Source organism: Sphingobium agrisoli (genome assembly GCF_041877245.1).
Taxonomy (GTDB): domain Bacteria; phylum Pseudomonadota; class Alphaproteobacteria; order Sphingomonadales; family Sphingomonadaceae; genus Sphingobium.
Map to the genome: position 1 here is coordinate 208504 of NZ_JBHDJI010000002.1, position 21731 is coordinate 230234.

Sequence of the window (21731 nt, forward strand, 5' to 3'; positions counted from 1 at the left end):
CCGCCCAAAGAGACAAGCCAGCCCGAATTGATCTGGATTGCGGAGCATTAAACTGTTGCGGCGGCGATTCGATCCCTGCGCCTGGGCCGCCGCGCAACGACGAAGGGCGCCCGGTCGCCCGGACGCCCCCGCCCCTTCGTAAAGCGCGGATAAGCTTACGCCTTGTACACCTTGTCCACTGCCGCGCGGAATTTCGCCATGTCGTCCGACGAGCCGACGGTGACGCGCGAAACCGTGGGCCAGATCGCCCAGCTGCGACCGATCTGCACCTTTTCCGGCGCGGCCAGCAGCGCAGCCTGCACATCCTTGGCCGGCTTTTTCCAATTGACCATGAACATGTTGGCCTGGCTGCCGGACTGTACTTCGATCCCCTTCTTGGCCAGATAGGCGATCGTTTCCTCCCGGTTGCCGATCATCTCGGCGCGGCGCGCCTTGATCAGCGCGGCTTCGGTATAGACGGCGTTGCCGCAATGCATGGCGGTGATGGCAAGCCCGCCTGCCGACGGGCCGAACAGCATGATCCGCTTCTGCACTTCTGGGTCGGCGAAGGTGAGGCCCAGGCGCACGCCCGCCATGCCGAACAGCTTGGAGAAGGTCCGCATGACGATGATGTCCTTGCGGTTGCCGATCAGGCTGGCGGCGCTCGGCGCTTCGGAAAAGTGGATATAGGCTTCGTCCACCAGCAGCATCGCATCGGCCGGCTTGTTGTCCAGCAGCCATTGGATGTCGGCGAGCGGCGTGACGGTGCCGGTCGGATTGTTGGGGGTGCAGATATAATAGAGGCCGGCGTTCGGATTGGCGGCCAGCATCGCCTTCACGTCATGGCCCTTGCCGATCGCCTGGGGAGCCTTGGCGATCGGCGCCTTCATGTAATCGGCTGTGCGCCAGGCAGACTCGAACGTCGGGTCGGCGGTCACCAGCCCTTTGGTCGGCGAGCAATAGGCCGCGACGATGCTGACCAGGGGGCCGCCGGAACCGGGCCAGGGCATGATGCTGGCTTCGGGCAGTCCCTCGACCGATGCCACCGTCTTGATCAGGCTGTCGCGATAATTGTCGGGATCATACCAGTTGCCGAACGAGGCAGCCTCGGCCGCCGCCTGAACGCCTGAGGGAAACGGGCCGGTCCAGCATTCGTTCGCGCCGATCCGCACTGCGCCCTTGATGCCGCGCCCGGCCTGCTGCTGCGCCAGCGCGACGGCGGGGAGCAACGAACTCGCCGCAACGCCCGCACCCACCAGCGCCGTGATCTCCGCCAGCTGGCGGCGCGAATAGCCCCGGTCCATCAAGTCATCGCGGGCATCCTTGTTCAGCATCAGTGTCATGGCGCTCATTTCCCTGTCTGCGATCATCATCTGGTGTCGCAACGGAAAACGAAGCGGCGGCGCATGTCCGCCATGCGCCGCCGCCTGATCGAGAAAAGAATCTTCGTTACGAAGCCGTTATTCGGCCTATGCTTTCCACACCTTGTCGATGGCGGCGTTAAACGCCTCCATTTCGCTCATCGATCCCACCGAGATGCGCGAGACATTGGGCCAGATCGGCCAGCTGCGGCCAATCTGCACATTCTGCGCCATCAGCGCGTCCATCATCGGCTTGGCGGGCTTGCCCCAGTCGACCATGAACATGTTGGCCTGGCTGCCAGGGATGACCTTGATCCCCTTGCTCTGGAGGTGGCGCACCGCTTTGTCGCGCGCCGCAACCATTTCGGCGCGGCGCTGCTTGATCAGCTCGGCTTCGGTGACCGACGCCGTGCCGCAGGCGACGGCGGTCATGGGCAGCATCGCGCTCACCTGCCCACCGTCATAGCGCATCATCTTCTCCATGAGCGTGGGACTGGCAAAGGTGAGGCCCAGGCGCATTCCCGCCATCCCGAACAGCTTGGAGAAGGTCCGCAGGATCAGCACATCGTCGCGCGTCGCGGCCAGCTTCGCGGCATTGGGGCCGTCGACCCAGTGGATATAGGCTTCGTCCACCACCAGGATAGCGTCCTTGGGCTTGTTGTTCGCCAGCCATTCGATGTCGGCGATCGGCGTCACCGTGCCGGTCGGGTTGTTGGGCGAACAGATGTAATAGACGCCGGCATTGGGATCGGCCGCCAGCATCGCCTTCACGTCATGGGCGTAATCCTTGGTCAGCGGCACCTTCGTCACCTTTGCGCCGAGCCAGTCGCCGGTGCGCCAGATCGCTTCATAGGTGGGATTCGCCGTCACGATCCCCCGGCTTGGCGAGGCATAGGCCACCGCGACGCGGCTCAGCGGATCGGACGATCCGGGCCAGGCGACGATCCGATCGGCGGGAATGCCTTCGACCGAAGCGACCGCGCGGAATAGCTTTTCATGCTCATTGTCGGGCTCGTAGCGATTGCCTTCGTTGACCAGCTTGTAGGCCGCCTCCGCCGCGACCGGAAAAGGGCCGGTCCAGCATTCATTCGCGCCGATCCGCACCGCGCCTGCGACCGCCTTCGCCGCCTGCTGCGCCTCCACGCTGCCGACGCGCACGGTGGCGGCGGCCGCGCCCAAAAGCGCGGCGACCTTCGCCATTTGTCGGCGCGAATAGCCGCGATCCAAAAGATCCTGTTCCATTTGGGGTTCGAGTTGCGTCGCCATGGTCCCTGTCCCTCTCAAAAAGTCCGTGCGAGGCAGCCGGCCCCGTCGATCTGCTTGACGATTGTACAGAATGTTTCCGCCATGCAAACGGCGAAAGAGGTGCGATCGGCCTCTTACCGTAGCGTTCAGCGGAATCGCCTTGGTAAGCGCGGCATCTATCTGATAGCGCAACAACATGCCCAGCACGCCCGCCGCCGCCGCCCGCCAGATTCTCACCCGGCTTCAGGAGGTCATGGCCGCGCGCACCAGCGCCCAGGCGAAGCTCAACAAGGTGGTCGAGATCATCGGCGAGTCGCTGTCGAGCGAGGTCTGTTCCATCTATCTGGTCCGCGAAGGCGTGCTGGAACTGTTCGCTACCCGCGGCCTCAAGCAGGAGGCGGTCCATGTGACCCGGATGGCGATGGGCGAAGGTCTGGTCGGCCTCATCGCAACCAATGTCGAGACGCTCAACCTGGACGAGGCGGCCGCCCACCCCGACTTCTCCTACCGCCCGGAAACCGGCGAGGATCGTTTCCACAGCTTTGCGGGCGTCCCGATCGTGCGCCGCGAACGCGCCATCGGCGTCCTGTGCGTTCAGCATGTCGAGCCGCGCCGTTACGAGGAAGTCGAAATCGAGGCGTTGCAGACGGTCGCCATGGTGCTCGCCGAGCTGATCGCGAACGCCGAACTTGCCGATGACGGCCCCATGGACCTGCGCCCGGCCGATACCGGCACGACGATGCTGCACGGGCTTCAACTCGTCATGGGCATGGCGCGCGGCCATGCCGTGTTCCACCAGCCGCGCGTTCATATCGAACATACGGTTGCGGAGGATACCGAGGCCGAGCGCGCCCGCGTCATTTCGGCCTTCGCCAAGATGCGCGAGCAGATCGATCGCATGACTGGCGCGGCCGAATTCGGCACCGAAGGCGAGCATCAGGAGGTGCTCGAAACCTACAAGATGTTCGCCTATGACGAAGGCTGGATCCGCCGCATCAACGAGGCGATCGACAGCGGCCTCACTGCCGAGGCCGCGATCGAGCGGGTGCAGCAACGCACCCGGATGCGGATGCGCCAGATCGACGATCCGCTGCTGTCGGACCGGATGCACGATCTGGAGGATATGGCGAATCGCCTGCTGCGGATCGTGTCGGGGCAGTTGGGCACGGCGGCGCAGATGGGCCTGCGGCAAGACGCGATCCTGATCGCGCGCAATCTGGGTCCGGCCGAATTGCTCGAATATGACCGCCGGCGCCTGAAGGGCGTTATTCTGGAAGAAGGATCGCTGACCGCCCATGTCACCATCGTCGCGCGCGCCATGGGCGTGCCGGTGCTGGGCCGGGTGCGCGACGTGCGCCATCAGGTGAGCGAGGGCGACCTCATCCTGATGGACGTCAACGAAAATGCCCTGCTCCTGCGCCCGAGCGCCGATATGGAGGAGGCGTTCGAGAACAAGCTGCATGTAACGCAGAAACGCCGCGCCGAATTCGCCGCGATGCGCGACCTGCCGTCCGTGACCGCCGACGGGCAACGGGTGGAGCTGATGGTCAATGCCGGCCTGCGCGAAGACGCGCAGGCGCTCGATCTGGTTGGGGCGGACGGCATCGGCCTCTTCCGCACCGAGTTCCAGTTCCTCGTGTCCGCCACCCTGCCCCAGCGCGAAAAGCAGCAGCGGCTCTACAAGGATGTGCTCGACGCCGCCGGCGACCGGCCCGTCATCTTCCGTACCGTCGACATCGGCGGCGACAAGGCGCTGCCCTACATGCAGCGGGACGATGAGGAACATGAAGACAATCCGGCGATGGGCTGGCGCGCGCTGCGGCTGGCGCTCGACCGCGACGGCCTGATGAAGGCGCAGGCGCGAGCCCTGCTGGAAGCCAGCGCGGGCAAGATACTGCACATCATGTTCCCGATGGTGTCGGAGCCCTGGGAATATGAGGAAGCCCGCGCGCTGGTGGAACATCAGCGCGACTGGCTGCAATCACACAAGAAGAAGCTGCCCATCGCGGTGCGCTACGGCGCGATGCTGGAGGTGCCGGCGCTCGCCGAGGTGCTCGACATATTGCTTCCCCGTCTCGATTTTCTGTCGATCGGCACCAATGACCTTACCCAGTTCCTGTTCGCCGCCGACCGCGCCCATCCGCGGCTCGCAGAGCGCTACGACTGGCTCAGCATCGCCATATTGCGCTTCCTCGACCGGGTCGTGCGCGCCTGCATCGCCCATCAGGTGCCGGTGGGCGTCTGCGGCGAAATGGGCGGACGGACACTGGAGGCGATGGCGCTGATCGCGCTCGGCATCCGCCGCCTGTCGATCACGCCTGCGTCGGTCGGCCCGGTTAAGGCGATGATCCGCGCGATCGACGCGGCGCAATTGCAAGAAGCGATGCGCGGCTGGCTGGATAGCGGCGCGACCGACATCCGCGCGCGGCTGACCGGCTGGGCGGTCGAACGGGGCATCGAACCGGGCTGAATTGCACAGCGATGGCGTTGACAAGCGCCGTACTGCGGTGAGACAAGGCCGGGCCTAAACGGTCGCGGAGCAGCATGACAGAAGACGTTCACCCGGAATCCGGTGCGATCGGCGCATCGGCGGCGCAGCCCACTACCCCCGGCGCGACGCTACGCGCTGCGCGGGAAGCACAGGGCCTTTCGCTTTCCGACGTCGCCACCCGCACCCGCATCGCGCAGCGCCAGCTCGAAGCCATAGAGCGCGACGATTATGCCGCCTTGCCGGGCATCCCCTATGCCGTCGGCTTCGCACGCGCCTATGCCCGCACCATCGGCATGGACGAAGTCGCGATCGCCGCCGACGTGCGCCGGGCGGTCAATGACAGCGATCTGGGCACGACCCGCTACGAGGCCTTCGAGCCGGTCGATCCCGCCCGCGTGCCGCCGCGCAAGCTTGCCTGGGTGGTCGCGATCGTGGTCGTGGCGCTGGTCGCCGGTTACACCATCTGGCGGACCCAGTTGCTCACGCCCCCCACTGGCGAGGAAATCGCGCAGGGCGAAACCCGTGCGGCGCCTTCACCCGCCGCCGGCCCCCGCCCGGTCCCGCCCGCCGCGCAGCCGGTGGTTTTCACTGCGGTCGACGACGTTTGGCTTCGCATCTATGACGAAGCGGGCGAGCGGTTGAAGGACGGCCTGCTGAAGAAAAGCGAGCAGTTCACCCTTCCCCCTGGCGCCAAGAACCCGATGATCCTGACCGGCCGGCCTCAAGCCTTGTCGGTGACCGTCGGCGGCAAGCCGATCCCGCCGCTTGGCGAGGCGGACCGTACCATCGCCGACGTGCCGGTAAGCGCCGAAGCGCTACTGGCGCGGGGGGCTGCGCCCCCCGTGAACGCCGCGCCGCCCCCTGTCCCGGCGCCCACCCGGCGCGCAACGCCGCGCCGCGCCGCTCCTTCGGCCGTCCCGACCGAAACCGCCGCGCCGGCATCGCCTGCTCTGGAACCCGCCCCCGCCGCGCCGGCCGCCGCCGAACCCCAGACCTGACGGACGCCTGAAGGCGCAACGTCGTGCTTTACCGCGCGGAATAACGCCTTATGGTTAAGCGCAGAACGTCAGTCGGGGATCATCATGCGTAACGCCCTTTTCGCCACCACGGCCCTCGTGCTGGCCGTCTCAGCGCCCGCGTCGGCGCAGACCACGGTCGAAGGGCGGGTCGATCGCCTGGAGAAGGAAATGCGTGCGGTCCAGCGGAAGGTCTTTCCCGCCGGCACCCCGCTGGAGGCGGAGATCACCCGTCCCGCCACCCCCGCGCCGACACCCGGCACCCCCGCCAGCACCCCGATCGCGGACCTGACCGCGCGGGTCGGTGCGCTCGAAACCCAGCTTGCTTCGATCACCGGCCAGGTCGAGGAGAATAGCTACAAGCTGCGCCAGCTCGAAGCCGCCTTTGCCAAATATAAGGCTGAAACCGACGCTAAGCTCCCGCCCCCGCCGCCGGCGGCCGAACCGAGCGTCGCCGCGCCGGTCGCGGTGGAACCCGCCCCCGTCGCCACAAAACCCGCACGGGCTAAGCCATCTCCGGTCGTCGCCAAGCCCCCCAGCGCCCCCGCGCCGGCCCCGGCCAGCGAGGAGCGCAAGACCGCCGTTGCCGCGATCGAGCGGCCCAGCACCGGCGACGCGGCGAACGATGCCTACACCTACGGCTTCCGCCTGTGGGACGCCAAATTCTTCCCCGAGGCGCAGGCCCAGCTCAAGGCCACGGTCGACAAGTTCGGCACCAGCCCGGTGGCCAGCAAGGCGCAGAACCTGCTCGGCCGCGCCTATCTGGACGACGGCAAGCCGGCGCTCGCCTCGGTCGCGTTCTACGAAAATTACCAGAAGCGCCCGCGCGGCGAGCGCGCGCCCGACAGCCTCGCCTATCTTGGCGAAGCGCTGATCCAGCTCAAGAAGCCCGCTGACGCCTGCAAGGTCTATGAGGAGCTGGAGCAGGTCTATGGGCAAAGCCTGTCGGGTACGCTGCGCGGCATGATGACCGCCGGCCGTGCGAAGGCGAAGTGCAGCTGACGATCGACCGGGCGGCGCTCACGGCGCGGCTGCGCGCCGCCATCTCGTCCCTGATCGGCGACGATCCCACTGCGCGGTTGGGCGTCGCCGTGTCGGGCGGGCCGGACTCGATGGCCTTGCTGTTCCTCGCGATTGAGGGCTTTTCTGGCCGGGTCGCCGCCGTCACCGTCGATCACGGCCTGCGCGCAGCTTCCGCCAACGAAGCCGCGATGGTCGCGCGCTGGTGCGCGGATCGGGGCATCGCCCACAGCATCCTCACACCCGATCGCCCGGTGGAGGGCAATGTCCAGGCATGGGCGCGCACGACCCGATACCGGCTGATCGAACATTGGCGCGTGGCAGCGGGCATCGACTGGGTCATGACCGCTCACCATGCCGACGACCAGCTCGAAACGCTGCTGATGCGGCTCAACCGAGGATCGGGCGTCGGGGGATTGGCGGGGGTGCGTGCGCGATCCGACCATATCCTCCGCCCGCTGCTCGACGTCAGCAAGGCCACGCTTCTCGCGCTGGCGGAGGCGGAAAACCTCCCTTTCGTCCATGATCCCAGCAATGCCGATCCTCGGTTCGACCGCGCCGCCTTGCGTGCTGCCCTGGCTGACGCGCCCTGGCTTGACGCACGTGCCGCGGCCCGCAGTGCGGCGGCGCTGGCGGAGGCCGATGCCGCGCTAGACTGGAGCGTTGCGGCGCTCGTACGGACCCACGTCCAGAAACATGGAGCGGGATGGCGGCTTGATCGCACCGACCTGCCGCGCGAATATCTCCGCCGCTTGCTGCTCGCCATGCTGGCCCGCGCCGACGCGCCTGCCCCGCGCGGCGAAACGCTCGACCGCGCCATTGCCCAAGCGCTCGACGGCGGGCAATCGAGTCTGGGCGACTGGCTGCTGAAAGGCGGCCCTGTCTGGACCCTCACCCCCGCGCCACCCCGCCGTTGATGAGCATCCTTGGGATGGTTCCACGGCCCATCGCATAAGTTCAACGGCTTGCCGCTTGGTTGCAGTGCAGTAGCCTTTCCTTAAGGCGCCTCATGGCTATCCTGCGCGCATCGAGCGGGGATAAAGCGTCTATGATGGAATTTGCAGCACTTACCTACGGCCTGTTGGCCAGCGTCATCCTTTCGGCGGCGCAACGTAACCGCAAACTGGCGCAGCCGCACCCGCCGCTTCTGCTCTATGCCGGCTATCTCGTCTGCGGCCTCTCCGCCGGCCTCGCGCTCGCGCTCGCCTATGTGGCGCTCACGCTCTCCGGCATTCTCTGACCCGTCTTCAGCATCGGTAAAGCCGGCAGGCGGCATAGCCCCATGCTGCTTGCGCTTTTGCCGGCGCGCCCTATCTTGACGGGCGAAAGAGAGTGATGATGAACGACGAGAAAGACCCGCAGGGCAACCCCTGGATCAAGAGCGCGATGATTTGGGCCGGCGTGATCGTCGCCCTGCTGCTGTTCGTGTCGATCTTCGACAGCCGCTCCGCCTCCACAGCCGGCTCTGGCATCGCCTATTCGGAATTCCGCTCCAAGGTCGCCGAGGGGCAGGTCAAGGATGTCGCGATCGCGCCCGACCGCATCACCGGCACCTTGTCGAGCGGGCAGAAATTCTCGACCGTTCCCGTCAACGATCCGGGCCTCACCGGCCTTCTGGACGACTATAACGTCAAATATTCGGGCCAGGCGCAGGAGCAGCCGAGCTTCTGGCAATATCTGCTGTTCCAGTCGCTCCCCTTCCTCCTGATCCTGGGCATCGCCTTCTTCGTGCTGCGCCAGATGCAGAAGGGCGGCGGCGCGGGCGGGGCCATGGGCTTCGGCAAGTCCAAAGCGAAGCTGCTGACCGAAAAGCATGGCAAGGTGACGTTCGACGATGTCGCCGGCATCGACGAAGCGCGCGAAGAATTGCAGGAGATCGTCGAGTTCCTGAAAGACCCGAGCAAGTTCGCGCGGCTGGGCGGCAAGATTCCCAAGGGCGCGCTGCTGGTCGGTTCGCCGGGCACCGGCAAAACGCTGCTGGCCCGCGCCATTGCGGGTGAGGCGGGCGTGCCCTTCTTCACCATTTCCGGCTCGGACTTCGTCGAGATGTTCGTGGGCGTCGGTGCCAGCCGCGTGCGCGACATGTTCGAGCAAGCGAAGAAGAACGCGCCCTGCATCGTCTTCATCGACGAGATCGACGCGGTCGGCCGCCATCGCGGCGCGGGCCTCGGCAATGGCAATGACGAGCGCGAGCAGACGCTGAACCAGCTTCTGGTCGAAATGGACGGGTTCGAGGCGAACGAGGGCATCATCATCGTCGCAGCCACGAACCGTCCCGACGTGCTCGACCCCGCGCTGCTGCGTCCAGGCCGCTTCGACCGGCAGGTCGTGGTGCCGCGCCCCGACATTGAGGGCCGCGAGAAGATTCTCGCCGTCCACATGAAGAAGGTGCCGTTGGCCCCTGACGTCAACCCGCGCACCATCGCGCGCGGCACGCCGGGCTTCTCCGGCGCGGACCTCGCCAACCTGGTCAACGAAGCCGCGTTGATGGCCGCGCGTCGCGGCAAGCGCCTCGTCGCCATGGACGAGTTCGAGGCGGCCAAGGACAAGGTCATGATGGGCAGCGAGCGCCGCTCGATGGTCATGACCGACGACGAAAAGAAGATGACCGCCTATCATGAGGCCGGCCATGCCATCATCGCCGTTCACGAGCCCGCATCCGATCCGATCCACAAGGCGACGATCATTCCGCGTGGCCGCGCGCTGGGCATGGTGATGCGCCTGCCGGAGCGGGACAGCTACAGCTATCATCGCGACAAGATGCACGCCAACATGGCCGTGGCCATGGGCGGGCGCGTGGCCGAGGAGATCATCTTCGGCTACGACAAGGTATCGAGCGGCGCATCGGGCGATATCCAATATGCTACCCGCCTGGCGCGCGACATGGTCACGCAATGGGGTATGTCGGACGAGCTCGGCCCGCTCCAATATGAGGAGCAGCAGGGCGAGACCTTCCTTGGCTATTCGCAGAGCCAGCGCGTCCATATGTCGGACGAGACAGCCAAGCTGATCGACAAGGAAATCCGCAGCCTGGTCGAAAAGGGCTATACCCGCGCGCAGGACGTGCTGAAGGGTCATGAGGATCAGCTCCACCTGCTCGCCAATGCCCTGCTCGAATATGAGACGCTGTCCGGCGAGGAGATAAAGACGCTGCTCGACAAGGGCGAGATCACCCGTGACGACGGCACGACGATCAAGCCCTCCACCATCCCGGCGGCGGGCAGCTCGATCCCCCGCAGCCGCAAGCGCAAGGGACCGTTCGGCGATCCCGCCCCTCTCGGAACCTGACGAAAGCGCATCCACATGAGGGGCGCCGCCGCAAGGCCGCGCCCCTTTTTTGCTCGCCCATCGGTGAGGATCAGGGTTAATCCCCTCCCCTCGCTGCTCAAATCGCTTTAGGCAGGCGCAATGACCCGCTTCGCCGCCCTGTTCGCCCTTGCCCTCGCCGCCTGCGCCAGTCAGCCACCCGCAGACAACGCCGCCCAACCTGAAGCGCGCGCCGAGGCCCCGACGAACACCATCCCGCTCGTCATCCGCACGGCGAAGAGCACGCACCGCTTCGACGTGGAGGTCGCCCGCACGCCGCAGCAGCAGGAGCAGGGGTTGATGTTCCGCAAGAGCCTCGGCCCCGACACCGGCATGCTCTTCCCCATGGACCCGCCCCGCACCGCGAGCTTCTGGATGAAGGACACGCTGATCCCGCTCGACATGCTGTTCATCCATACCGACGGGACGATCGCCTTCCTCAAGGCCAACGCCGAACCCTATTCACGCATTCCGGTGTCGGCCGGCGTGCCTGTCGCCGCCGTGCTTGAACTGGCAGGTGGGCGGGCGGCGGCGCTCGGGATCGGGGAAGGCGACAGCGTTGCCTGGGGCGGGTGCGCCGTGCCGCAGGAGAAGCGGACCACCGACCTCAATTTCTGTCCGCCCCCGCCGCGCTGACGCCCGGTGCCTCTTGCCCGCGTCCGCCGCAGCGGCTAAGCGCTGGAGCCATGGGCATCCTCGGCAAGATCTTCACCTGGTGGGATGGCGCGACCATCGGCACTTCGCTCTTCACCGCTCGCAAGGGCAGCAAGGTGGGCGAGGATCATATGGGCAATCTCTATTATGAGGGCGGGACCGGCATCGACGGCCGCCCGCGCCGCTGGGTGATCTACAACGGCGCGAACGACGCCAGCCGCGTGCCCGCCGAATGGCATGGCTGGCTGCACCACACGATCGAGGGCACGCCCGAAAGCTTCCTGCCGCCCGCTCGCATCTGGGAACGGGACTATACGCCCAACGCCACCGGCACGGCCAATGCCTATCGCCCGTCCGGCGCTCTGGAAAAGGGCGGCCTCCGCCAGAAGGCGACCGGCGATTACGAAGCCTGGAGCCCCGACGCGGCATGACCCGGCCTGCGGCGGGCCTTTTCCCGCCGATCCTGCGCGCAATGCCCGCCCTCTGCTGCCTCGCGGCGCTCGGTGCCTGTGGCGGGGACGACATGCCGACGGCGAATCGCACCGGCCCGGTGAAGGTGGAGGGCAGCCCGATCCGCACCGTGGGCGCGGGCGCGCTCTCGGGTACGCCGATGGCGCAGCGGACCGCCGTCGTTGGCCTGCTCAACAAGCGCAATGGCCTTACCCGCGACCTCAGCATGAAACCCGGCGAGGCGCTGCGCGTCGGTGACGCGATCGTCCGGCTCCAGGCGTGCGAGACCACCGCGCCCTGGGAGAATGTTCAGGAAACCGGCGCTTTCGTGCAGCTGGACGTGCGGTCGACCGCCGACAATAAATGGCGGCGGGCCTTTTCCGGCTGGCTCTTCCGCGACCGGCCCGACCGCAATGTCGTGCAGCACCCCGTCTATGACGTCTGGGTCAAGAGTTGCGCGATGGAATGGCCCGAAAGCGGCCCGGCGACCGTCAAGCTCGGCGGCAAGGGCGAGCCCGTCGCCGCCTCGTCGCGGACAAGCGGATCGAACGCCAGCGACGCCGCCTCGCCCGACCCCGCCAGCAACGCGCCCGCGCCCAGCGGCACCCCGCCGACCGCGGCGCCCAGCAACTGAAGATAATCCCGCTGGCTGATCTCCACCGCCCCCATGGTGCGGAGGTGATCGGTCATGAACTGGCAATCGAGCAGCGCAAAACCGGCAAAGCGCAGCCGCGCCGCCAGCCAGGCCAGCGCGACCTTCGACGCATCGGTGCGGCGCGACACCATCGATTCGCCGAAGAAGGCGCGGCCGAGAGCCACGCCATAAAGCCCGCCGACCAGTTCCCTGCCGTCCCATACCTCGATCGAATGGGCGTAGCCCATGGCGTGCAGCTGCCGATAGGCGCGTTCGATCGCATGGTTGATCCAGGTCGACGGCCGGTCCGCCGCGCTCTGCGCGCACAAGGCGACGATGCCGGCGAAATCCCGATTGGCGGTCACGCGGAACCGATCCCGCCGGATGACTTTGGACAGCGAGTTGGACAGGTGAAACGCATCCAGCGGCAGGATCGCCCGGCGCTTTGGCTCGACCCAATAGACGTCCGGCGCGTCCCGATCGTCGGCCATGGGGAACACGCCGATCGAATAGGCTTGTAGCAGGATGAGCGGTTCGATGCTGGTCACGGGCAGCCACGTTAGCAGAGCCGGCGTGCGCGAACAGCCCGGATGATGCGGCCGATTGACAGCGCCCGTCGCGCTCCTACGCTTGCCGCCATGAAGACACGCCTGATCCTGCTCGCCCTCTGCCTCGCCGCGCCCGTTGCCCAGGCTGCCGACGATCCCTACGCCGCCCGCATCGCGCGCCTCCTCAAGGCCACGCCGCTGATCGACGGGCATAATGACTGGCCGGAGGCGCTCACCGAAAAGGCGAAGGACGCGCGCTGGACGATGGACCTCACCCGGCTCGACCCGGCCGTCTATCATACCGACATCACCCGCCTGCGCGCCGGCGGCGTGGGCGGGCAATTCTGGTCGGTCTGGGTGTCCGCCGACAAGCCCGAGCTGCAACAGGTGCAGGACACGCTGGAGCAGATCGACCTCGCCCACAGTTTCGCGCGGCGCTACCCTGGTAGTTTCGCTTTCGTAACGACTTCGGCGGAGGTGCGGGCCGCGCACAAGGCGGGGAAGATCGCGTCGATGATCGGGGTCGAGGGCGGCGGGCAGATCGACGGCAACCTCGCGGTGCTGCGCGCCTATCGCGACCTTGGCGCATCCTACCTGACGCTGACCCACAGCCGCACCATCGCCTGGGCCGACAGCGCCACCGACAATCCCCAGCATGACGGCCTCACCCCCTTCGGCGAGAGCGTGGTGGCCGAACTCAATCGCCTGGGGATGCTCGTGGACCTGAGCCATGTCAGCGAAGCGACAATGCTCGACGCGCTGCGCGTCAGCAAGGCGCCCGTCATCTTCTCCCACTCCAGCGCCCGCGCGCTCTGCGACACGCCGCGCAACGTGTCGGACGCGGTGCTGCGCGAAGTGGCGAAGAATGGCGGCGTGGTGATGGTCAACTACGCCCCGCAATATGTCTCCGAAGCGCGGCGTGTATGGGGAGCCAACCGCAGCGCCGAGATCGCGCGCTACAACGCCCCGCCCTTCGGCGGTCTCTACATCGGCGACCCGGAAGCCGCCAAGGCGGCGCTCGCCGCATGGGAGAAGGCCAATCCCGAGCCGGTCGTCACCTTGAGCGAGGTCGCCGACCATATCGACCATATCGCCAAGGTCGCGGGCGTGGATCATGTCGGCATCGGCAGCGACTATGACGGCGTGGGGTCATTGCCGCAGGGTCTGGGCGGGGTGGAGACCTACCCCGCCCTCCTCGCCGAACTGATGCGCCGCGGCTGGACCGACCGCAACCTCGCCAAACTGGCGGGCGAAAATGTGCTGCGGGTGATGGCGGCGGCGGAGACAGTGGCGTCGGGGGTGAGGCGGTAGGGCTATTGGTGTGCTGACGACAACCAACAGATACTTTTTACGAAATAGGCCGCCGCTTTTTACGTCGATTTCGCCTGCCATCATCCCCTGCCCACCATCGGATTGGTTGAGTGTTAGCTCCGAATATTAGGCAAGCCATGTTCTGCACCATTTGTAGCGCGATCATCGACAGCCAAACAGATACGATGATTGAAATTGCGACTACGGCACAGGCGACCGTTTTGCTCAAGTCGCCCGTCAAGTGGCCAATGATTAGTCCAAAACCCGTTGGGCCAAGTAGTAGTGGCATCCGCATCGCCAAGATGGGTACAGCTATCCAGCCTGACCTCGGTCCGCTCGGCAGGCTTGCCAAGTACCCGCCAATCAACCCACTTCCTAGCAAGCCAACTACCCAGAGTAAGCCAGCACGGACGGCAATGATTTCTGTCGTTAACTCTGTCACGCTTCCTGCCCATATCGCGAATGTTGACCGAGCGTTCGCCTTCCACCCTCGTCATGCCAGCGAAGGCTGGCATCTCTCTTCTTGTGGCGGTGCGCCTGAAAGAAAAGAGAGATCCCAGCCTGCGCTGGCATGACGGATGAAGACCAACCCTAGCCAACCGCCGCCTCCAGCAGCCGGATCGTCCCCGCGCCCGCATCCATCTCCGCCATCACCCCCATGGGCAGGCTATACTGGTTGGCGACATGGCCGAACTGCGCGCCTTGGAACGCCGGCACGCCGAGCGGCTCCAAATGCTGTTGCAGCACTTCCGACAAGGTAAAGCCGCCATAGCTCGCCCCCGCTGGTCCGCAGTCGGTGCACTGGCCGAACGCAACGCCCGCGACCTTCCCCAGCACGCCGGCCAGCGCCAACTGGGTCATCATCCGGTCGATGCTGTAGGGCTGTTCGCTGATGTCCTCCAAGAACAGGATCGCGCCGCTGAAGTCGGGCACATAGGGGGTGCCGATCAGGGCCGTAAGGACGCTCAGGTTTCCGCCGATCAGCCGCCCGCGCGCCATGCCGGGGCGGAAGGTGCGGATGCGGCCCGCGCGCTGCGCCAGCCGGTCCTCCTGCCCCAGGGGCGTTGAGAGCGTCGGCGTCGCGCCATCGAAGGCCACCGCGCGAAAGGCGTCCCAGCTGAAGCGGCTCCAGCCGCTCGCCGCGACCGGGCCATGGATCGTCACGAACCCCGCCTTCGCCGCGATCGCCAAGTGCAGCGCGGTGATGTCCGAAAAACCGACCAGCAGCTTGGGATTGCGCCGGATCATCGCGAAATCGAGCAAGGGCAGGATACGCGCGCAGCCCCATCCGCCGCGCACCGCGAAGATCGCGCGCACTTGGGGATCGGCGAACATCGCGTTGACGTCCGCCGCGCGATCCTTGTCGGTGCCGGCGAGATAGCCGTAGCGCCCCGCCAGATGCGGCGCGGCCCTGGGCTTGAGGCCCATGGCGACGATCGTTTCCTTGACCACCTCAAGGTCGAACGTGTCGTCGGTGAAGCCCGCCGGCTCAATCAGTCCGACCGTGTCGCCGGGGCGCAGCCGGGCAGGCTTCACCGGCCTCGCATCCGCCGCCTCAACCCGCGTCGCGCCCAGCAACGCGCCCGCGCCCGCCATCCAGGACCGCCGGCTCACCTGCATCAATAGAGGCTCCCGTCCCGCCGCCGGTAGCGCCCGCCCGAATAGAGCATGTCGATATCCGAATAATGGCAATCGCCCGCCGGCGGGCGCCCGACCGCCAGGAACACGCAATCCTCCTGCCCTTCATTGACCAGATGATGACCGTTGGGCTCGCCCTTCGGAAAAGCGGCCATATCGCCCGCGCGCATCGGCGTGCGCGTGTCGTCCTCCACCAGCACCGCCTCGCCCGACAGCAGGATGACGAACTCGTCCTCATCCTCATGCCAGTGGCGGTGCGAGGAACCCGCGCCGGGCTTCAGCACGACATGGCTGATCCCGAAATCGGCGAGCCCGCTCGCCGGCCCCAGCCGACGCGCCCAGCGGCCCGCCACCATCGCGGCATGTTCGGCGGGATAGCCGGTCATGTTGGTCTGCGCGACCTGTTCCAGTTCGATCCGTGGCACGGTGCGTGTCTCCTGCCGCTGGTCAACCCTCGCTGTGTTCGCTAACGCGGCGGGATGCACATGACCAGCACCAATGACGATGTCGTGGCCCTTGCGCAGCGGTTGATCGCCTGCCCGTCCGTCACCCCGGCCACCGGCGCTGTGTTCGATACGCTGGAGGCGATGCTGGTCCCGCTCGGCTTTACCGTCGACCGCTTCATCGCCGGGGAAGCGCCGGACGGGCCGGTCGAGAACCTCCTCGCCTGGCGCACGGTGGGCGCGGGGCCGCATCTCGCCTTTGCCGGCCATCTCGACGTGGTGCCGCCGGGCGCGGGCTGGGCCAGCGATCCCTTCGCGCCGGAGCTGCGCGGCGACCTGCTCTACGGGCGAGGCGCGGTCGACATGAAGGGTTCGATCGCGGCCTTCGTCGCGGCACTTGGCGCTCTGCCCGACGACCTGCCCGGCACGATCAGCCTGATCATCACCGGCGACGAGGAGGGGCCGGCGACCTATGGCACGCTCGCGCTGATGGACCGGATGGCGGCGCGCGCGTTGAAGCCGGACCTTTGCATCGTCGGCGAGCCGACATCCTCGGCCCGGCTGGGCGACGTCATGAAGATCGGCCGGCGCGGATCGGTCAATATGTGGGTCAGCGTCGCGGGCAGCCAGGGCCATGTCGCCTACCCCCACCTCGCTGACAATCCCATCCCGCGCCTGCTCCGCATCCTGAACGCGGTCGAGGCCGAAGTGCTGGACGAAGGCACCGACTGGTTCCAGCCGAGCAATATCGAGATCACCGACCTGGAGGTCGGCAACCCCGCGCACAATGTCATCCCGGCGAAAGCCACAGCGCGCATCTCGATCCGCTTCAACGACCGGCACAGTGGGGCGTCATTGATCGAACGCATCCGCACGCTCGCCGCGATCGAGGGCGGAATGGTGGAGGCGAAGATCAGCGGCGAGGCGTTTCTGACCCAGCCGGGCGCGTTGTCCGACCTGCTGGCCGGTGCGATCCGCGACGTGACGGGCACGGAGGCTGAACTTTCCACCAGCGGCGGCACCTCCGACGCGCGCTTCCTCTCGCGCCTCTGCCCGGTGGTGGAATTCGGCCTTTGCAACGCGACCATGCACAAGCTGGACGAGGCGGTCGCGGTGCAGGATCTGCGCGACCTGACCCGGATTTACGCGCTGGCGGTGGAACGGGCGTTGGGGTGAACCTATTGCTCCCCTCCCGCTGCCCTTCAAACGAGTCACGTGCCTCGTTTGAACGCGAGCGGGAGGGGAACTCATGATTTGCTACCCCGCATCCCTCAGCGCCATCGCGCCCTGACCGCCAAATTGCGCCAGGTACGCGCGCTCTCCGATCGGATGCGCGAGATGATAGCCCTGGAACAGGGTGCAGCCGATCACGCGCAGCACGTCCATCTGCGCCTGGGTTTCGACCCCCTCGACCACCACTTCCATGCCGAGCCCCTGGATCAGGCCGACGACGGCAGAACAGATGGTCCGCGCTTCGGCGGAGGCAGCGATGTCGCGCACCAGGCTGCGGTCGATCTTCACCCGGTCGACCGGCAATTCCTTCAACCGCGACAGGTTGGAATAGCCAGTGCCGAAATCGTCGATGGCCACGCGCACCCCGTCCTGCCGCAGCGCCGCCAGTTGTTGGAGGACGCGCGGGTCTATTTCCATCGCCAGCGACTCGGTGATTTCCAGCTCCAGCATCGTCGCCGGCGCGCCATGACTGGCGATGGCGTGGCGCAGGCGCAGGAAGAAATCGGGCTGGCTCAGTTCGCGCGTGGAAATGTTGATCGCGATGCGCTGATCGACCCCCGCCGCCGCCCAACGCGCCGCCGTCTCGCACACCTGGCTCATTACCCAGTCGCCCAGCGCGACGATCGCCCCGCTTTCCTCCGCCAATGGCACGAACGCGCCGGGCATGACGAGGTCGCGCTCGGGATGCGCCCAGCGGACCAGCGCCTCGGCCGCGACGACGCGGCCCCGGCCGACATCGATCTGCGGCTGGAACTCCAGCAGGAACTCGTCGCGTTGCAGGCCGGTCAGCAGATCGCGCTCCAGCTCGGCCCGGTCCTGAGCCTCCAGCGCGAGGGCATCGGTGTAGATTTCCGCGCGCCCCCGCCCTTCATGCTTGGCATGATACATGGCGATGTCGGCGGCGCGCAGCAACCCGGTGAGCGTGTCCCCATGATCAGGGTAGCAGGCGATGCCGATGGAGGCGCCCAGCTCGACATGCTGGCTGCCAAGGTCGAACCGTTCCCCGAGCGCGAACTGGATCGCGCGCGCGATCCGCTGCGCCGCGGCCGGGCCGGTCAGATGGGGGAAGAAGAGGGTGAACTCGTCGCCCGCCAGCCGGCCGATGACGGCGTCGCCGCCGCCGGTGCTGACCTGCGCCATCACCACTTCGCGCAGCCGCCCCGCGACCCGGCCGAGCAGCTGGTCGCCCGCCGCATGGCCCAGCGTGTCGTTGACGCCCTTGAACCCGTCGAGATCGATGAAGAAGAGGGTCGGCTGGCCATTGTCGTCATGTTCGGCCAGCAGCCGTTCGACCTGACGACAGAAGCTCGTGCGGTTGGCAAGGCCAGTGATCTGGTCGAACAGGGCCAGCGCCTGCACATGGTCAAGATTGGTGCGGACCTGGCTGAACAGGCTTTCCAGAGCGACCGAAAGGTCAGGCAGCTCTTGCCCGATTTCGGGCGCGACGGGCGACTGTAGATCGCCGAGGGCGGCAGCGAGAAGCCGCTCGGTCGCCGCGTCGATGGCGCTCGCGGTGGTCGCCGTCGATCGCGCGGCCGAGGCCCAGCTCATCGTGCCGCACAGGATCGCGATGATGAGCGAGCGGCCAATCGCGACCGCGTCGTCCTGCTCCCCGGCGGTATAGGCAAGCACGAGCGACAGGGTGAACACCAGCGCCCCCGCGGCGCAGGCGAAGGCAGCAGCGCGGCTTTTCAACGTCACGCCCTGCATGTGCCTCCTTGCCCCGATGCTCCTGCCCCGCCCATGGAGCGCTCAATCCGGCCGGTATGAAGGAGACTGGTTAAGAAAGGATCAGCGAGAGCCGCCGGAATGCGTCATTTCTTGCGGCGCAAGATCAGGTAGAGGGCGCCGTCGCCCCCATGGCGCGGATGGGCGACGCGAACGCTGGCGATGCGGTCGGCATGGCGGCTGGTTTCGAGCCAGTGGCCGATTTCCCCCCGGATCGCGCCGCGTCGTGACGACCCTGCAACCATCGCGCTTTTGGGCGGCTTGCCGGTCACCACCAGCAGCACCCGCGCGTCGCGCGCGAGCGCGGCGGCGATCGCCTGGTCGAGCCGGGCATGGGCTGCCGCTAGCGTATGGCCGTGCAGGTCGATGCTCATGTCCGGGCTGATCGTGCCGCCCCGGATGCGGCGTTCCCAGCTGCTGTCCAGCACCGGCGCAGGGGTCCGCGCGGGCGGCGCAACAAAGGTCGGCTGTGGCGCAATAGTTAACCTATGTGGCAGATCGGCGATCGGCTCGCCCTGCGCGGCCGGTGACGCCTCCGCGATCTTCGACAGGCGCGCGCCGGGGCGGAGCGGCCGCACACTGCGCGTGAGCGCGGTCCAGAGCGCCTCCTCCTCCGCCGACAGCCGCCGCCGGGCCATGGATCAGGGCTGGGTCAGGCGCGCGAGCGAGCCGATCGGCAGCAGCAGCAGCGCGCTGCCCCGCGCCGACATGCCCCCGGCAATCCCCCGCGCCCGCGCGCCCGCGCCCCAGAAGCTGTCGAACCGGTTGGCGCCCTTGATCGCGCCGCCCGTATCCTGCGCGATCCAGACGCCGTTGGGTTCGGCGCGATCGAGGCTGAGCAGCACGGGCGCGCCCAGAGGCACGAATTTGGGATCGGCGGCCACGGTAGCCTCGGGCGTTACCGCGACGCCCAGCGCGCCGAGCGGCCCGGCGCCGGTCAGTTCGCGGAAGAAGACGAAGCTCTTATTCTCGTTCATGATCGCCGCGCCCTCCACCGGGTTGGCGCGCAGATAAGCCATGATGTCCTGCATGGAGCCGGCCTGGATCAGCCCGCGATCCTTCATCAGCTTGCCGATGCCGGTATAGTCGCGGCCGTTCTGCCCGTCATAGCCGATCCGCATGACGCCGCCGTCGGGCAGCAGCAGCCGGCCCGATCCCTGCACCTGGAGGAAGAAGAACTCCACAGGGTCGGCCGCCCAGGCCAGTTCCAGCCCACGCCCGGCAAGCGACCCGCCGACGATCTGGCTGCGCTCGTCATAGGGGACGAACTTGGTGCCATTCACCTTGCCCCGGATGATGCGGCCTTTCAGGCTGTCGCTGAACTGGCCGAGATCGACGTCGATCAAGTCCGTCGGGCGGCGGTAGATCGGCACCGCATATCCGGGCTGGCGAGTGCGCGATCCGGCAATCTCCGGCTCGTAATAGCCAGTGACGAAGGCCGCGCCGTCGCCCACCTGAACCGCCTCGAAATAGCGGGCGAAAAATTCGCTGGCGGATGTTTCGGGCCAGCTAGAGGCGGCGGCGCAGGCATTGTTCCAGTCGGCCCCGCGGGTCAGGCCGCTCTGGTCGGCGCGGCGCATCAGCGTGGGGCAGGACAGGCGGAAGGCGGCGAGCGCGAGCCGCGAGCGTTCGCCCGAGGGAATGAGAGTGGCGATGTCAGGTCCGCGCGTGACGCCAAGGCCGGCGGCGCTGCTCTTGTCGAGCGCGGGCTCGGCGGGCAGATCGACCGGCAGGGTGGGGCGCGGCGTGGCGGGAATGGGGCGGGTCGCCTGCCCCCCGGTCGAGGGCGGTGAAGGAGCGGGGCGCGTCGGCGCACCGCCCGCCGATGGCGGGATCATACCGCCCGCGCAGGCGGACAGAGCCAGTGCCACGAGCAGCGCGCCCGCCGACTTGAAGCCGATCATGCGATCAGCCTTCGTCGGTTTCGCTGAGCTTCCAGTTGGGGTCCGCGCTGCGAATGTCGCGGGTGAAGGTCCACACGTCGCGGGTGCCGACGGCGTCGGTCATCGAGCCGGCCACGACATGGCCGTCCTTGTCCCGGGTGACGGCGGCGATATCCGCCTCGAACCGCAGGGCGACTTCGGCGACGCGATCCTTGACCGACGCCTCGATGATCTGCGCCTTTTCGATGCGGACCAACCGATTGTCGAGCACATGCCCTTCCGCCTCGCGCGCGGCGATGGCGGCTTCGAACGAGGCGAGCACGTCCGCATCGCACAGCCAGGCGAGTTCGTCGCGATCGCCGCGCCAGAAAGCTTCGAGCACCATCTTGTAGGCGCTCTTCGCCCCGTCCACGAATTGCGGCACGTCGAAGCCACGGTCGGCGGCAATCAAGGCGCGCACGCCGTTTTCCGCGCCAGGCGCGATCAGCCCTTCGGCCAGCCGCACCGAATCGCCCATATTCTGCGGCACCGGGCCCGGTTGAAGCACCGTCACCTTCGCGCGGTCCTCGGCCGGGCGAAGCGCGGGCTCCTGCTCATGGCCCGTGCGCTTGCCGAGCACGGAATAGAGCCGCAGCGCCAGAAAGCCGGCGATCATGGCGAGGATGACGATCACATACACGGGGGCTAATACCCTTTGCTCGAAATCAGGTTCCAACGCGCAACATAGGCATGTTTGCACGAGACTTCAAATAGCGCTTGGCCGCGCGCCATTGCTCCTGTCTGCGCCCCCT

The 21731-nt window shown here is 67.1% G+C and carries 20 protein-coding genes and 1 pseudogene; 12 read left to right on the forward strand and 9 right to left on the reverse strand.

Annotation, left to right across the window (positions count from 1 at the left end):
- Window positions 1–155: 155 nt before the first annotated feature.
- Window positions 156–1322, reverse strand: coding sequence for a pyridoxal phosphate-dependent aminotransferase (locus ACETPF_RS05280; protein ID WP_373933266.1), 1167 nt, complete (start codon window positions 1320–1322; stop codon window positions 156–158).
- 126 nt (window positions 1323–1448) lie between these two features.
- Window positions 1449–2606 (reverse strand): pyridoxal phosphate-dependent aminotransferase, encoded by a 1158-nt coding sequence (locus tag ACETPF_RS05285; protein WP_373933267.1) that lies wholly within the window; start codon window positions 2604–2606, stop codon window positions 1449–1451.
- A gap of 175 nt (window positions 2607–2781) precedes the next feature.
- On the opposite strand from ACETPF_RS05285, the gene ptsP reads away from it, so the two are divergent.
- The 9 genes and pseudogenes from ptsP to ACETPF_RS05330 form a co-directional block, all read left to right on the forward strand.
- Window positions 2782–5055 (forward strand): phosphoenolpyruvate--protein phosphotransferase, encoded by a 2274-nt coding sequence (gene ptsP / locus ACETPF_RS05290; RefSeq protein WP_373933268.1) that lies wholly within the window; start codon window positions 2782–2784, stop codon window positions 5053–5055.
- 74 nt (window positions 5056–5129) lie between these two features.
- Window positions 5130–6074: a helix-turn-helix domain-containing protein gene (locus ACETPF_RS05295; protein WP_373933269.1), complete on the forward strand. Its 945-nt coding sequence runs from the start codon at window positions 5130–5132 to the stop codon at window positions 6072–6074.
- Window positions 6075–6158: 84 nt separating this feature from the next.
- Complete coding sequence (locus tag ACETPF_RS05300) at window positions 6159–7094, forward strand: hypothetical protein (RefSeq protein ID WP_373933270.1); 936 nt, start codon at window positions 6159–6161, stop codon at window positions 7092–7094.
- On the forward strand, window positions 7085–8029 hold the full coding sequence (tilS, locus tag ACETPF_RS05305) for a tRNA lysidine(34) synthetase TilS (RefSeq protein ID WP_373933272.1): 945 nt from the start codon (window positions 7085–7087) through the stop codon (window positions 8027–8029). The genes ACETPF_RS05300 and tilS overlap by 10 nt, the downstream gene beginning before the upstream one ends.
- 131 nt (window positions 8030–8160) lie before the next feature.
- Complete coding sequence (locus tag ACETPF_RS05310) at window positions 8161–8352, forward strand: hypothetical protein (protein ID WP_373933517.1); 192 nt, start codon at window positions 8161–8163, stop codon at window positions 8350–8352.
- A gap of 98 nt (window positions 8353–8450) precedes the next feature.
- Window positions 8451–10400, forward strand: coding sequence for an ATP-dependent zinc metalloprotease FtsH (gene ftsH, locus ACETPF_RS05315; RefSeq protein ID WP_373933273.1), 1950 nt, complete (start codon window positions 8451–8453; stop codon window positions 10398–10400).
- A gap of 120 nt (window positions 10401–10520) precedes the next feature.
- Window positions 10521–11054: a DUF192 domain-containing protein gene (locus tag ACETPF_RS05320; RefSeq protein ID WP_373933274.1), complete on the forward strand. Its 534-nt coding sequence runs from the start codon at window positions 10521–10523 to the stop codon at window positions 11052–11054.
- Window positions 11055–11104: 50 nt separating this feature from the next.
- The gene (locus tag ACETPF_RS05325) at window positions 11105–11503 is read left to right on the forward strand and encodes an NADH:ubiquinone oxidoreductase subunit NDUFA12 (protein WP_373933275.1); all 399 of its coding nucleotides are present in this window, start codon (window positions 11105–11107) and stop codon (window positions 11501–11503) included.
- A 245-nt stretch (window positions 11504–11748) separates the two neighbouring features.
- A pseudogene (locus tag ACETPF_RS05330) lies at window positions 11749–11919 on the forward strand (DUF2155 domain-containing protein); the annotation flags it as partial.
- A 35-nt stretch (window positions 11920–11954) separates the two neighbouring features.
- Here the strand turns inward: ACETPF_RS05330 and aat are convergent.
- Complete coding sequence (gene aat, locus ACETPF_RS05335; protein WP_373933276.1) at window positions 11955–12704, reverse strand: leucyl/phenylalanyl-tRNA--protein transferase; 750 nt, start codon at window positions 12702–12704, stop codon at window positions 11955–11957.
- 90 nt (window positions 12705–12794) lie between these two features.
- Between aat and ACETPF_RS05340 the strand changes: the two genes are divergently transcribed.
- Both ACETPF_RS05340 and ACETPF_RS05345 read left to right on the forward strand, forming a co-directional pair.
- The gene (locus tag ACETPF_RS05340; protein ID WP_373933277.1) at window positions 12795–14015 is read left to right on the forward strand and encodes a dipeptidase; all 1221 of its coding nucleotides are present in this window, start codon (window positions 12795–12797) and stop codon (window positions 14013–14015) included.
- A gap of 137 nt (window positions 14016–14152) precedes the next feature.
- Complete coding sequence (locus tag ACETPF_RS05345) at window positions 14153–14590, forward strand: hypothetical protein (RefSeq protein WP_373933278.1); 438 nt, start codon at window positions 14153–14155, stop codon at window positions 14588–14590.
- A gap of 16 nt (window positions 14591–14606) precedes the next feature.
- On the opposite strand, the gene ACETPF_RS05350 is transcribed toward ACETPF_RS05345, so the two are convergent.
- Window positions 14607–15635: a S66 peptidase family protein gene (locus ACETPF_RS05350; protein ID WP_373933279.1), complete on the reverse strand. Its 1029-nt coding sequence runs from the start codon at window positions 15633–15635 to the stop codon at window positions 14607–14609.
- Entirely contained in the window at window positions 15635–16078 is a 444-nt protein-coding gene (locus tag ACETPF_RS05355) for a cupin domain-containing protein (protein ID WP_373933280.1), read from the reverse strand. The genes ACETPF_RS05350 and ACETPF_RS05355 overlap by 1 nt, the downstream gene beginning before the upstream one ends.
- 54 nt (window positions 16079–16132) lie before the next feature.
- On the opposite strand from ACETPF_RS05355, the gene dapE reads away from it, so the two are divergent.
- Window positions 16133–17272 carry a succinyl-diaminopimelate desuccinylase gene (dapE, locus tag ACETPF_RS05360; protein ID WP_373933281.1) on the forward strand — a complete coding sequence of 380 codons (1140 nt, stop codon included), beginning with the start codon at window positions 16133–16135 and terminating at the stop codon, window positions 17270–17272.
- Between the two features lie 81 nt (window positions 17273–17353).
- On the opposite strand, the gene ACETPF_RS05365 is transcribed toward dapE, so the two are convergent.
- The 4 genes from ACETPF_RS05365 to ACETPF_RS05380 form a co-directional block, all read right to left on the reverse strand.
- A complete protein-coding gene (locus ACETPF_RS05365) occupies window positions 17354–19039 on the reverse strand; it encodes a putative bifunctional diguanylate cyclase/phosphodiesterase (RefSeq protein WP_373933282.1) in 1686 nt (561 codons plus the stop codon).
- A gap of 104 nt (window positions 19040–19143) precedes the next feature.
- Complete coding sequence (locus ACETPF_RS05370; protein ID WP_373933283.1) at window positions 19144–19695, reverse strand: Smr/MutS family protein; 552 nt, start codon at window positions 19693–19695, stop codon at window positions 19144–19146.
- Window positions 19696–19698: 3 nt separating this feature from the next.
- Window positions 19699–20961 carry a murein transglycosylase A gene (gene mltA, locus ACETPF_RS05375; protein ID WP_373933284.1) on the reverse strand — a complete coding sequence of 421 codons (1263 nt, stop codon included), beginning with the start codon at window positions 20959–20961 and terminating at the stop codon, window positions 19699–19701.
- Window positions 20962–20965: 4 nt separating this feature from the next.
- The gene (locus ACETPF_RS05380; protein WP_373933285.1) at window positions 20966–21619 is read right to left on the reverse strand and encodes a Tim44/TimA family putative adaptor protein; all 654 of its coding nucleotides are present in this window, start codon (window positions 21617–21619) and stop codon (window positions 20966–20968) included.
- Between the last annotated feature and the right edge of the window lie 112 nt (window positions 21620–21731).